The organism is Candidatus Palauibacter sp., assembly GCF_965261555.1.
Classification (GTDB): Bacteria; Gemmatimonadota; Gemmatimonadetes; order Palauibacterales; family Palauibacteraceae; genus Palauibacter.
This window is the reverse complement of sequence record NZ_OZ253465.1, coordinates 1,636,358-1,649,302: the sequence shown is the minus strand read 5'-3', so window position 1 is coordinate 1,649,302 and position 12,945 is coordinate 1,636,358. Positions and strand designations below refer to the sequence as shown.

The window sequence follows — 12,945 nt, the reverse complement described above, 5'->3', positions numbered from 1 at the left end:
CCCCCCTTTTTTTCGGTCGCTCCTACTTGAAGCTCGCCTGAGCCTCTTCGACCGTATCGAAGACCTTGGTCAACCGCACGAAGCCGCTGACCTCCAGCACCTCGAGGATATTCTCCGGGACGTGGCACAGGGCGAGCCCTCCGCCGGCCTGGTTGGTCTTGCGGATGGCGATCAGCAGCGCCCGTAGCCCGGCACTGCTGATGTAGCGCAGACTCCCGCAATCCAGGACCAGGTTGGTCGCTCCCCCGTCGATGATGCCGGAGAGCTCCCCGTCAAAATCCTTGGCGTTGCTGGAGTCTACGCGCCCGCTGACCACGCCTACGGCGGTATCTCCGGAGTAGCTGGTCTCAATGTTCATCTGGCGATTCCTCGCTTCCGGCAGCCCCCAGCGGCTGCGTCAGGGTAAGGCAGTTGAAGCCCTCGACCCGCTCATATGCAAGCGTATCAATAAAAGACTTCGTAAGGTGGATGCCAAGCCCCCCGATGGGACGATCCTCCGCCGCAAGGCTTATGTCGGGAATCTCCGCGTCCTCGAGCGGGTTGAAGGGCTGGCCGTTGTCCCGGATCGTGATCTCAATGTCGGCGTCTCCGAGGCGAATGTCCACCGTGATGACCGGATCCTCCGTCGTTCCCTCGAATCCGTAGGAGATGATGTTCGTCAGGAGTTCGTCCAGCGAGAGCTGAAACCGGAAGATGATGTCCTGCGAGAGCGCGCGTTCGAGGCAGAAGCGCTCGACCTCGTCCACCACGCGACGTGGTTCGCTCGGGTCCGGCTTGACGGCGATCCGCACTCCCGTTCCGCTCCTGTTGGTCCTGTAGGCCCTGGTGGCTGGCTGCCCGCTCGCTGCCCCGGGCGCCTTCGGCGCCGAAACTACGCATGCTCCCGAGGTTTGACATATTGCGCGGCCGGTCCCCGGTTGTGGAGATTCCCGCACGTCGCGCCGGGAGCCCCCGCGCAAATCGACAGGGACGATGACGACTGGACGCGGTTTCGGACAAGGGCAAGGACCCATGACCGACGACTCACCTCAACCGAGGCCTCGATGCCGAAGATCCTGGTAGTAGACGACGAACCCGATCTGGAGCTGCTCCTCCGGCAGAAGTTCCGGCGCCGGATCCGCTCGGGCGAATTCACGCTGGTCTTCGCCCAGAACGGGGTCGAGGCGCTCGAGCGGCTCGATGAACACGGCGATGTCGATGTGGTGCTCTCCGACATCAACATGCCCGAGATGGACGGCCTCACCCTGCTGGCGCAGCTGGGCGAACTCGACCGCGACCTCCGCGCCGTCATGGTCACCGCGTACGGGGACATGAAGAACATCCGCACCGCCATGAACCGCGGTGCGTTCGACTTCGTCACCAAGCCGATCGACTTCGGGGACCTCGAAACCACCATCGCCAAGACGCTCGAACACCTCGCGGTGATGCGAGCGGCGCTTCGCGACCGCGACGCGCTGGTGGCGCTGCGCCAGGAACTGGGCGTGGCCGCGAGGATGCAGGAGTCGATTCTGCCGACGAACTACCCCACCGACCCGCGCTACGAGCTTCACGCCTGGATGACGCCGGCCCGCGAGGTGGGAGGCGATTTCTACGACTTCTTCCGCCTCGAGGAAGACCACATGGCGATCGTCGTGGCCGATGTCTCGGGCAAGGGCGTGCCGGCGGCCTTCTTCATGATGGTGAGCCGCACGCTGCTCAAGGGGACCGCGATCGGCGAGGCCGACCCCTCGGTCTGTCTCGACGAGGTGAACCAGCTCCTCATCAACGAGAACGAGGAGTCGATGTTTGTGACCCTCTTCTACGCCAACTTCAATCCCGCGAACGGTCACGCCACGTTCGCGAACGCGGGGCACAATCTTCCGTTCCTCATCAAGACTTCGGGGGAGGTCGAGCAGATCGTCTCCGATCCGGGACTCGTCCTCGGAATCATGTCCGGCGTCGACTTCCCCAGAGGGTCGATCACGCTGGAGCCGGGCGATGCCGTGTTCTTCTACACCGACGGCGTGACGGAGGCGATGGACGAGGACGGCGTCGAACTCGGAGAAAAGGAACTGGCCGAGGTTCTGGGCGAATGCGGCGGATCGTCCGCGGAGGACATCAACCGCCACGTGATACGCGCCGTACAGGAACATGCTGGAGAGGCGGACCAGTCGGACGACATCACGTGCCTGACGCTTCGATACCTGGGAACCTGACCTGATGCGGCGCTCGTCGTTCGCGCTCGCGGCCGTCCTGGCGGCCGGCCTCGTGCCCGGCCCCGTCATGTCGCAGCAGGGTGAGTCCGCGACCGAGGGCGTTTACGCCGATTCCATCGTCTTCGGCCAGTCCGCGGCCCTCGAAGGGCCCGCGGGGGAACTGGGCCGCAACATGACCCTCGGCATCCGGGCCGCGTTCGAGGAGGCCAATCGAGATGGCGGCGTGCACGGGCGCGCCCTCCGCCTCATCGTCCGCGACGACGGCTACGAGCCCGAACCCGCCGTCGCCAACACGCAGGAACTCATCGAGCACGGCGTGTTCGGCCTCATCGGCGCCGTCGGCACGCCGACCTCCAGCGCCGCGGAGCCCGGCGCGAGCGACGCCGGCGTTCCCTACATCGGCGCCTTCACGGGCGCCGGACTCCTGAGGCGCCCGGACCAGCGCTACGTCGTCAACCTGCGCGCATCCTACGACCAGGAAACGGAGGAGATGGTGGACCGCCTCGTGCGGGACCTCGACTTCCGGCGCATCGCGGTCTTCTACCAGGACGACAACTACGGGCTGGCCGGGCTGACGGGCGTGCGCAACGCGATGGACGCGCGCGGCATGGAACTTGTCAGCGAGGCCCCCTACATGCGGAACACGCGGGCCGTGAAGCGCGGGCTTCTCGACATCCAGGCCGGCAACCCCCAGGCCGTCATCATCATCGGCGCGTACATCCCCGTGGCGCACTTCATCAGGTGGGCGAGGAAGATCGGTCTCGACGCGCTGTTCGTGAACATCTCCTTCGTCGGCAGCTACGCCCTCCTCGACGAGCTGGGCCGCGCCGGAGACGGCGTCGTCGTGACCCAGGTCGTGCCCTTCCCGCGCGATCCGAGCGTGCCCGTGGTGGCGCGCTACCAGGCCGCGCTGCGGGCGGTCGACCCCTCGGCCCGGCCGGGCTTCGTATCGCTGGAAGGCTATCTGGCCGGACGGCTGGTCGTGGAGGCGCTGGCAGCCGGCGATCCGGACGTTCGGCCCACGCGGGAGGCCTTCCTCCGCACGCTGACGGAATCCGGCCCCATCGACCTCGGCGGCTTCACGGTCGAATACGGAGTGGAAGACAACCAGGGATCGGACCTCGTGTTTCTGACCGTGATTCGAGAGGGCGAGTTCGTTCCCGTGACCCGGCTTTCCCGGTGAGTACCGCGGGTCCTCCGGTGAAACAGAGCGACGAGCGCATCCAACGCGCTTTCGAGTGGGCCCTGGCCCGGCTCCCCGGCGGGTTCGGCGAACGGGCCCGGCAGGCGACCGGCGGCCGATTCGGCATCGGCAGCCAGATCGTCGTCGGACTGGGCGGCGGCGTGCTGCTGACGATCAGCGCCATTCTCCTCGCGCTCCTCCTGATGACCATCGTGGAGCGGAGTCAGAGCGAGGTCACGCAGGAGCAGATCCCTTCGCTCCTCGCGGGCCACCGCGTGACGCAGCACAGCGAGGCGCTCCTGCGCGCATCCCCGCAACTCCTGTCGGCCGCCGACCCTGCGACGCTGGCGGATGTCCGGGCCGCCGTCCTGCTGGAACAGGACAGCCTCCAGTTCTGGGTCGGCGAGGTCGGCGGCGGGGCGGCAATGGATGCGGATGTCGCGGGTCTGGCCGAGGACCTGGTGGCTAACATCAACGAGATCTACGAGTCGGTCAACAACCGGATGACGTACGCCGCGTCACTCGCGGAAATGGGGGCCGTCGTCGAGGAGACCGGACTCCGTCTGCAGTCGGTGCTCGAGGAGGCGATCGACGATCAGTATTTCTTCATCCGCACGGGGCTCCGCGGGCTGACGGACGTTCCGGCGCCGGTGTCCCAGCGCTTGGCGCTCGACGAAACCGAACAGCTTTACGGCCTCCTGAGCTTCAAGGCGTCGCAGAACCAGGCGATCACGCAGATCCAGCAGGCCTTCACCGAGACGGATGCGGACCAGATGCTCGCCAACCGGGGGCGCGTGGAGACGGCCCTCCGCGACGTGCGGGCGACGCTGCCCCGGATCCGCCCGCTCCTGAGGGAGACGCTGGCCGACGCGGTGAGCGTCCCCAGCGAGTTGTACGGAGGTCCGACAGGCATCTTCGAGACCCGGCGCCGGGAACTCGACGAGATCGGCCGGGCCGAGGAGTTGCTCGAGCGCAACCGGCAGACGACGGCGGAACTCGACGTCGGGGTCCGGATGCTCATGGAGCGCGTCGAGGACACCGCCCGCGACGCGGCGAATCGCTCCGCGTTCCTCGTCCGGCTGGGGTTCTGGTTCCTCCTCGCCGTGATCCTGTTCACCATCGGCGCGGCCCGCGTCGCCTGGAAGACGTTCGGCCGCTCCCTCATCGTTCGATTGAGCAGCCTGTTCGAGACGACGCGGCGCATGTCCGAGGGCGACCTCGAAGTGAAGGTGGAGGTCGAGGGCAACGACGAAGTCACCGACATGGCGCACGCGCTGGAAGTCTTCCGGAAGCACGCCCTCGAAGTGCAGCGGCTGAACCTGGTCGAGAAGCTGGCGCAGGAGGTCCAGACGAAGAACGAGGCGCTCGAGCAGACGCTCGACGATCTCCAGCGTACGCAGCAACAGGTCATCACGCAGGAGAAGCTGGCGTCGCTCGGCGCCCTCACGGCGGGGATCGCCCACGAGATCCGCAATCCGCTCAACTTCGTGAACAACTTCTCGGTTCTCTCGAAGGAACTGATCGAGGAACTGCAGGAGGAGCTGAAGGAGGTCGCCGAGGGAAAGGCGGAGCTGGATCGCGACTTCATCGAGGAGGTGCTCGGCGACCTCGACATGAATGTGACCAAGGTTCGGGAACACGGGGGCCGGGCGGACCGCATCGTCGAGGGGATGCTCGCGCACTCGCGGGAAGACGCGGGCGACGCGGAGACCATCGACGTCAACCTGCTGCTCGACGAGTACGCGAAGCTCGCCTACCACGGCCTGCGCGGCACGGACTCCTCCTTCAACGTGACGCTCGACCGGGACTTCGACGAGGAAGCCGGCGAGGTTACCGGCATCGCCCGCGATCTGAGCCGGGTCTTCCTGAACATCGTGACCAACGCCTGTCACGCGACGGCCGCCCGCAAGGAGCAGGACGACGGCGATTACTCCCCCACCGTGTCACTCAGGACGAGGGGCTACGAAGACCACGTGATGGTGTCGATCCGGGACAACGGCACCGGCATCCCGGACTCGATCGTCAAGAAGATCTTCGAACCGTTCTTCACGACGAAATCGGGTACGCAGGGAACCGGCCTCGGATTGTCGATCTCCCGCGACATCGTCGTCGGCCACGGCGGCGAACTCGAGGTGGAGAGCGAGCCGGGCGAGTTCACGGAGTTCAGGATCAAGCTGCTCCGCAAGAGCAATATTTCCGAAGTGGCGGCGGCCGTGACGTGAGGATTCGCCGCATCGACCATGGAGAGAAGATGAGAACGAAACGGTATTGCGGGCTGCTGGCGGCGGCCGGGGTCTTCCTCCTCGGCGCGGGATCTCTGCTCGCGCAGGACGGACGCCCGGAAACGACTCCGCGCGGCGACGACGAGGGCGATGGTCCCTACGACCGCCTGATTCTCCGCGGCGTCACGATCATCGATGGAACGGGCGCGCCGCCTCAGGGCCCGATGGACATCGTCATCGAGGGCGACCGCATCGCCTCCGTCAGCACCGTCGGTTACCCGGGACTCGACATCAACGAGGATCGCCGGCCCGAGCTGGAGATCGAGGGTGATCCCGGTGCGAACGTTCACGAGATCGACCTCTCCGGACACTTCATCATGCCCGGCTTCGTCGACATGCATGCGCACACCGGCGGCGTCCCCAAGGCGTCGCAGCCGGAGTACGTCTACAAGCTGTGGATGGCGCACGGGATCACGACCTCCCGCGGCGTGGGCCACGGACCGATGATGTGGTCGCTCGGGGAGAAGGCGAAGGCGGCGCGCAACGAGATCGTCGCCCCGCGCATGTACACCTACGCTCGGCCCGGCGAGGCGTGGGGCCAGGGGGGGGTGAATACGCCGGAAAGGGCGCGCGAGTGGGTGCGCTGGGCCGCGGCGCAGGAGGTCGAGGGGCAGAAGATCGACGGCCTCAAGCTGGGGTCGTTCGACCCGCCGGTCATGGAGGCGCTCATCGACGAGGCGCGCCAGCACGGGCTCGGCACCGTGGCCCACCTCGGCCAGATGGGCGTGGGGCGGATGACCGCGCTCGACGCGGCCGAGATCGGGCTCGACATGATGACCCACTACTACGGCCTGTTCGAGTCGATGCTGTCCGACTACAGCGTCCAGGACTGGCCGCTCGACTACAACTACCAGAACGAGCAGCACCGCTTCGGTCACGTGGCCCGGCTCTGGGATCAGGTCGACGGCCCCGGCTCGGAGAGCTGGAACGCGCTCCAGGAGCGCTTCCTCGAACTCGGGTTCGGGATCGATCCGACGATGACGATCTACGAGGCGAGCCGGGACGTGATGGCGGCCCGCAACGCGGACTGGCACGAGGAGTACACACTCCCCAGCCAGTGGGACTTCTATCAGCCGAGCCGAGCCGCGCACGGCTCGTACTGGTTCTACTGGACGACCGAGGATGAGGTCGCGTGGCGGAACTTCTACAAGGTGTGGATGCAGTTCCTCAACGAGTACAAGAACCGCGGCGGCCGGGTGACGACGGGCTCGGACTCGGGATTCATCTACAAGCTGTACGGTTTCGACTACATCCGGGAGTTCGAACTGCTGCGCGAGGCCGGGTTTCACCCGGTGGAGGTCATCCGCTCGGCCACCCTGCACGGAGCGCAGGAGCTGAACGATCCCAAGGGGCTCCCGCCCGACTTCGGGATGATCCGCGCCGGGCTCAAGGCCGATTTCGTCGTCGTCGAGGAGAACCCGCTTCAGAACCTCAAGGTCCTGTACGGAAACGGCGCGGTGAAGCTCAACGACGAGACCGGCGAGACCGAGCGCGTCGGCGGCATCAAGTACACGATCAAGGACGGCATCATCTACGACGCGAAGCAGTTGCTTGCCGACGTGCGCGAGATGGTGCGGGCGGCGAAGTCCCAGCTCGCGACGGAGGACGATGCTTAGCGATCGACGGACGAAGGAAGCGGGAATGAAATCCAGGCACGGGATCGGGCTCCTGTGCCTGGCGCTGGCCGCCTGCCGCGGCGACGCCGGCGAGGGGGAGATGCGGACGGTCCAACCCGGCGCACCCGGCGAGGCCACGCGCGTCCTGACCGTGGAGGAAGCCGCATCCCTCGAGCACGTCACACACACCCCGGCGGACGTGCGCTTCATGCAGGGGATGATCCCGCATCACGCCCAGGCGCTGGAGATGGCGGCGCTCATTCCGGAGCGGACGGATCACGAGGGACTGCTCCTGCTCGGGCGCCGGATCGAGATCTCCCAGCGGGACGAGATCGCGTGGATGACGCGCTGGCTCGAGCGCCGTGATGAGACGGCTCCGATGATGGGGGCCGGACACGCACACGGACTCGGCGAGGGCGAACTCATGCCGGGCATGCTGTCCCGCGAGGAGATGGATGCTCTCGCTGCCGCACGTGGCTCCGGGTTCGACCGGCTCTTCCTGGAAGGGATGATCAAGCATCATCAGGGCGCCCTGACGATGGTGGCCGAGCTGTTCGGGAGTCCGGGCGGAGGCCAGGAGACGGAGATATTTCGGTTCGCGGCGGATGTGGACGCGGACCAGGACATGGAGATTCTGCGCATGCGCGACATGCTGAACGGAATCCCCTGACGATTCCCCGACGATTCACGGAGATTCAGCGGAGGTAGGAAGATGTCACGCGGAAAGATCTTGACGTTGCTTCGGCAGAGCGGTCCGGCGGCCCTGCTGCCGGCCATCGCGTTCGGTTTGCTGGCGGGTGCAGGGAGCCTTGCGGCACAGGACCCGCCGCCTCCGCCTCCGGAGGCCGTCTGGGAATGGGATCCGGACGATCCGCGCATCGGACTCGCGCCCGGATTGCACGATGCGGGAATGGCGATCGGCAACCTGGAGCGGCTCGTCAGCCTCCCGAAGCCCGATCCGTTCCTGACCGACGAAGCCGGCGGACGGGGGCCGACGAACTCGGACATCGCGTTCCAGGGGGACCTCGTCTTCCAGGGCAGCTACTGGGGCTTCCAGGTGTTCGACGCATCGGACCCCGCTCAGCCCGAACTCGTCGTCGCGGTCGTGTGCCCCGGCGGACAGGGTGACGTCAGCGTGCACGAAAACCTTCTCTTCATGTCGGTCCAGCAGGCGTCGGCCCGGCTCGACTGCGGCACGGAGGGGGTCCAGGACAGCGTCAGCACCGTGCGTCTGCAGGGGATCCGCATCTTCGACATCTCCGACATCGGGAATCCCCGGCAGGTGAAGACCGTGCAGACGTGCCGTGGCTCTCACACGCACACGCTTGTCACCGACCCCAACGACGACTCCCACGTCTACATTTACGTTTCAGGCACGGGACGCGTCCGTTCGGGCAGTGAACTCGAGGGCTGCTCCGGCCTGCCGGCCGACGAGGACGAGAACACGGCGCTGTTCCGGATCGAGATCATCGAAGTGCCGGTGGATGCGCCGGAGAATGCCGAAGTCGTGAACATGCCGCGCATCTTCGCGGACCCCGAGACGGGGGAGATCGCGGGTCTGTGGGCGGGAGGCGACCACGGCGAAGGCACGCAGGCGTCGCGTCTCACGAACCAGTGCCACGACATCACGGTGCGCTCGGATCTGGGACTCGCAGCCGGAGCCTGCTCGGGGAACGGCATCCTGCTGGACATCTCCGACCCCGAGAACCCGGTCCGCATCGACCAGGTCGTCGATCCCAACTTCGCCTACTGGCATTCGGCGACCTTCAACAACGACGGTACGGCGATCGTCTTCACGGACGAGTGGGGCGGTGGCGGAGCGCCCCGCTGCCGGGGTTCCGATCCGGAGACGTGGGGCGCCAACGCGATCTTCACGATCCGCGACCGCAAGATGGAGCTGGCGGGCTACTACAAGCTGCCGGTGCCGCAGACGGAGCAGGAGAACTGCGTCGCCCACAACGGTTCCATGATCCCGGTGCCGGGCCGCGACATCATGGTGCAGGGCTGGTACCAGGGCGGCCTCTCGATCTTCGACTTCACGGATCCGGAGAACCCGTTCGAGATCGCCTACTTCGATCGCGGCCCTCTGGACGCGGTGGAGATGCTGAGCGGCGGCTATTGGTCGGCGTACTGGCACAACGGTTCGATCTACGGCGCGGAGATCGCGCGGGGCGTGGACGTGTTCCAGCTCGCTGCCAGCGAGCACCTGTCCCAGGCGGAGATCGACGCGGCGATGTCGGTGATGGTCGGCGACTCCAACGTGCAGAACCAGGAGCGGTTCGACTGGCCCGCGAGCTTCGCGGTCGCGCGCTCGTACCTGATCCAGATGCAGCGCAGCAGCGGCATCAACACCGAGCGCGGAGAGCGCGTGGCGTCGCTGCTCGACATGGCGGAGAGCCGGTCCGGCGCCGACCGGAACGCCACGCTCGATGAATTGAACGCGGTCGCCGCCGAACTCGACGAAGACGCGCGTCGCGCCGAGAACGCGGCGGGGCCGGGAGATGCCCGGCGCCTGGCGCTGCTCGCCGAGGCGATCCGCGACCTCACGTCTTCGCTGCGCTGACCGAGGTCTCTCGGCGGAAGCTCCGGGGGTCGCCGCCGGCCCCCGGAGCGCACGGGCGGAACCCCGGGCGCGCGGAACCGTATGACCGTGTGACCACGTCGAATCGAGCAGGTCCCGCGAAGTGAGCCCGTGACGAGCCACGACACCCTGACAGATCCCACTCCCGCCGCCGAGTTGGCTCGGGGCATCGTCCCGGGAGGCACCTTCCTCGCGGACTTCCTCTACCCCGAGCCGGCAGAGCGTCGCGTCGGCGCGATCATCGGCTGGTGGGAGAAGCGCCGCCTTCCCTACAACCTCATCGTCGGCGCCACCGGACTCGTGACGATGACGTTCGGCGCGGCGCTCACGGCAGTCGTCGCGACGCTTCAGCCGGTCGACATGGTCCGCGCGGCGATCTGGTGGGCCGTGTGGGCGAACGTGTGCTACTCGCTGGGTCCCGTGGCCGAGATCGCCCTCCAGAAGCTGTTCGGCGGACGGCTCCTTCCGGCCGGCCCCCTTCTCTTCCGGGCGGGCGTGACCATCGCCGTCGGCGTCACCCTGCTGCCCATCATCCCTCTCACGATCGGGTTCATCCTGCGCTTCTTCGGAGTGATCTGACGAAACCGGCGGCCAGCAACGACGCCCGTGTCCGCGTCAGTCGATGCCGATGGAACGGGGGCCGATGTCGGCAAGTGACGGCGTCCCAACGGCGCCCATCGTGATTCGCAGTTCCTCGATCAGAATTTCGAGTACCCGTTCGACGCCCGCCTGGCCGAAGGCCCCGAGGCCCCACAGGTAGGGACGCCCGATCGCGACGGCGGTCGCCCCCCGCGCGATCCCCTTGAAGATGTCCGTCCCGCGGCGGAAGCCGCCGTCGACGATGATCGGCACCTCGCCGCGGGCCACCTCCACGACTTCGGGAAGCGCATCGATCGTCGCGCGCCCGCTGCCCTCCGCCCGACCGCCGTGGTTCGAGACCCAGATCCCGTCCACGCCGTGTTCCAGAGCGAGTTCCGCGTCCTCGCGAGTCACGAGACCCTTTACGACGATCCGCTGGTCGGTGATGTCGCGCAGCCGGCGGATGTAGTCCCAGGTCATCGTCGGTCCGCCGCTGTCCGGCGGGCCCTGGGGCAGCCCTTCGTACATCGGCTTCACGGGGTCCGCGCGCCCGCCGCTCCGGTGACAGCTCTCGCAGTTGCGGTCGTCGATGCGCCGGTAGCGCTCCAGCGTGAGGCGGTTGCTCCCGCCGAGGAGATCGACCGTGAGCACGATGACGGGGCAGCCGGCTTCGCGAACGCGGTTCACGAGCGCGGCGGTCGCGTTCCAGTGGCGGGGGGCGTAAAGCTGATACCAGACCGGCTCCCCCCGCGCCTCGTTCACGGCTTCGACCCCCGTGGAACTCACCGATGAGAGCGTCTGCAGGTGGTTGCGGGCGGCGGCCGCCCGCGCGGTCGCGAGTTCGCCATCGCGGTGGAAGGCCACCTGACTCCCCGCGGGCGCGATCATGAGCGGCGTCGGCCACTCCTGCCCGAAGATCGAGACGCGCATGTCGAGGTTCGAGACGTCGACCAGCCGGCGCGCGCGGATGTAGATCCGCTCCAGCGAGGCCCGGTTGTTCGCCTGCGTTTCCTCTCCGTCGACGCCCGTCCTGATGTACCCCCAGTGCGCGGTCGGGACCGTCTGCGCGGCCACCTTCTCGAGGTCGAAGACATCGAGGGCCTCCTGCGCCGCCCCGACGAAGTCGTCGAGCGACCGCGCCGGCGCCTCCTGCGCCATGGCGCGCCCGACCAGGCCCAGGTCGCAGCCGGCGAAAGCGGTGAGGAGGGGGCTGGCGGCAAGCCAGCGGAGGAGGTCGCGACGGTGGACGGCCCTGGGTTCCGGTCCCGGCTCCGGCGTGTCGTACATTCGGCGCTCCCGGTTGGCACTCCGCGGCTGAGTGTCTGGATTCACGGTGCCCGCCGCCGCGGCCCGCGTCAACGCGAGTCCGCCGGAAGCCCTTCGGGCAACGCCGAAAATCGATAAAATGTCTTTCAAACGCCGATTCCCTTCGGCGTCGGGTGTCCAAAGGCCGTTCGAGACCTTCGCGCGAACCATTCGGAGAGACGATTCGAGAGGAGAGGAACGCACCGCGGTGAGTCACGACATCGAAGCGATACAGGAGAAGATCCGGGAGCAGAGCGCCTTCGTGGAGCGGCTGGTCGACGAGGTGGGACGCGTGATCGTGGGGCAGCGAACCATGGTCGAGCGGCTCCTCATCGGCTTGCTCGCCGACGGTCACGTGCTCATGGAGGGGGTGCCGGGACTGGCGAAGACCCTCACGGTGCGGACGCTCGCGCAGGCGATCGACACCGGCTTCCAGAGGATCCAGTTCACGCCGGACCTCCTCCCGGCCGACCTCATCGGAACGCTGATTTTCGATCCGAAGCGGAGCGAGTTCCAGACCCGGAAGGGTCCGATCTTCTCCAACATCATCCTCGCCGACGAGATCAACCGGTCTCCCGCCAAGGTCCAGTCCGCACTCCTGGAGGCGATGCAGGAACGGACGGTCACGATCGGCGACGAGACCTTCCCCCTGGACGACCCGTTCCTCGTCCTCGCGACGCAGAATCCGATCGAGCAGGAGGGGACGTACCCGCTCCCCGAGGCGCAGGTGGACCGCTTCATGCTCAAGCTCTCCATCGGATATCCCGACAAGGAAGAGGAACTGGAAATCATGCGGCGCATGGGCGTGGGGTCCGCGCCCGAGCCGCAGACGGTCGTGACGCCGGACGAGATCCTCCGGGCGCGCGGCGCCGTCGACTTCATCTACATGGACCGGCAGGTGGAGCGGTATATCGTGGAACTCGTCTTCGCCTCGCGCGCGCCGGCCGACCACGGGCTCGAAGACCTCGCCGACCTCATCGCCTACGGCGCGTCGCCGAGGGCCAGCATCTGCCTCGCGCGGACGGCGCGGGCACACGCCTTCCTGCGGCACCGGGGCTACGTGACGCCGGAGGATGTGCGTTCCGTCGCCCTCGACGTCCTGCGACACCGCGTGCTCGTCACCTACGAGGCCGAAGCCGAGGAGGTCACGAGCGAAGACGTCGTGAACCGGATCCTCGACAGCGTCGAGGTCCCGTAGGCCGGA

General features: G+C 67.2%; 11 protein-coding genes. 8 read left to right on the top strand and 3 right to left on the bottom strand.

What is annotated here, in order from left to right; translation table 11 throughout:
- Positions 1–22 precede the first annotated feature (22 nt).
- Both ACQY5G_RS07120 and ACQY5G_RS07115 read right to left on the bottom strand, forming a co-directional pair.
- The gene (locus ACQY5G_RS07120) at positions 23–358 is read right to left on the bottom strand and encodes an STAS domain-containing protein (protein WP_310757813.1); all 336 of its coding nucleotides are present in this window, start codon (positions 356–358) and stop codon (positions 23–25) included.
- A complete protein-coding gene (locus tag ACQY5G_RS07115) occupies positions 348–791 on the bottom strand; it encodes an ATP-binding protein (protein ID WP_428278332.1) in 444 nt (147 codons plus the stop codon). Before ACQY5G_RS07115 ends, ACQY5G_RS07120 begins: the two co-directional genes overlap by 11 nt.
- 252 nt (positions 792–1,043) lie before the next feature.
- Between ACQY5G_RS07115 and ACQY5G_RS07110 the strand changes: the two genes are divergently transcribed.
- From ACQY5G_RS07110 to ACQY5G_RS07080, 7 genes are all read left to right on the top strand, one after another.
- Positions 1,044–2,195 (top strand): PP2C family protein-serine/threonine phosphatase, encoded by a 1,152-nt coding sequence (locus tag ACQY5G_RS07110; RefSeq protein WP_428278330.1) that lies wholly within the window; start codon positions 1,044–1,046, stop codon positions 2,193–2,195.
- Positions 2,196–2,199: 4 nt separating this feature from the next.
- Positions 2,200–3,378 carry an ABC transporter substrate-binding protein gene (locus ACQY5G_RS07105; protein WP_428278328.1) on the top strand — a complete coding sequence of 393 codons (1,179 nt, stop codon included), beginning with the start codon at positions 2,200–2,202 and terminating at the stop codon, positions 3,376–3,378.
- A 17-nt stretch (positions 3,379–3,395) separates the two neighbouring features.
- Positions 3,396–5,600: a sensor histidine kinase gene (locus tag ACQY5G_RS07100; RefSeq protein WP_428278326.1), complete on the top strand. Its 2,205-nt coding sequence runs from the start codon at positions 3,396–3,398 to the stop codon at positions 5,598–5,600.
- Positions 5,601–5,629: 29 nt separating this feature from the next.
- Positions 5,630–7,276, top strand: a complete 1,647-nt coding sequence (locus ACQY5G_RS07095) for an amidohydrolase family protein (RefSeq protein WP_428278324.1) — start codon at positions 5,630–5,632, stop codon at positions 7,274–7,276.
- Positions 7,277–7,301: 25 nt separating this feature from the next.
- The gene (locus tag ACQY5G_RS07090; RefSeq protein WP_428278322.1) at positions 7,302–7,946 is read left to right on the top strand and encodes a DUF305 domain-containing protein; all 645 of its coding nucleotides are present in this window, start codon (positions 7,302–7,304) and stop codon (positions 7,944–7,946) included.
- Between the two features lie 42 nt (positions 7,947–7,988).
- Positions 7,989–9,839, top strand: a complete 1,851-nt coding sequence (locus tag ACQY5G_RS07085) for an LVIVD repeat-containing protein (protein ID WP_428278320.1) — start codon at positions 7,989–7,991, stop codon at positions 9,837–9,839.
- A 129-nt stretch (positions 9,840–9,968) separates the two neighbouring features.
- The gene (locus ACQY5G_RS07080) at positions 9,969–10,436 is read left to right on the top strand and encodes a hypothetical protein (protein WP_428278318.1); all 468 of its coding nucleotides are present in this window, start codon (positions 9,969–9,971) and stop codon (positions 10,434–10,436) included.
- A 36-nt stretch (positions 10,437–10,472) separates the two neighbouring features.
- On the opposite strand, the gene ACQY5G_RS07075 is transcribed toward ACQY5G_RS07080, so the two are convergent.
- Positions 10,473–11,723 (bottom strand): alpha-hydroxy acid oxidase, encoded by a 1,251-nt coding sequence (locus ACQY5G_RS07075; protein WP_428278316.1) that lies wholly within the window; start codon positions 11,721–11,723, stop codon positions 10,473–10,475.
- A gap of 226 nt (positions 11,724–11,949) precedes the next feature.
- Between ACQY5G_RS07075 and ACQY5G_RS07070 the strand changes: the two genes are divergently transcribed.
- Complete coding sequence (locus ACQY5G_RS07070; RefSeq protein ID WP_428278314.1) at positions 11,950–12,939, top strand: AAA family ATPase; 990 nt, start codon at positions 11,950–11,952, stop codon at positions 12,937–12,939.
- The last annotated feature ends 6 nt before the right edge of the window (positions 12,940–12,945 follow it).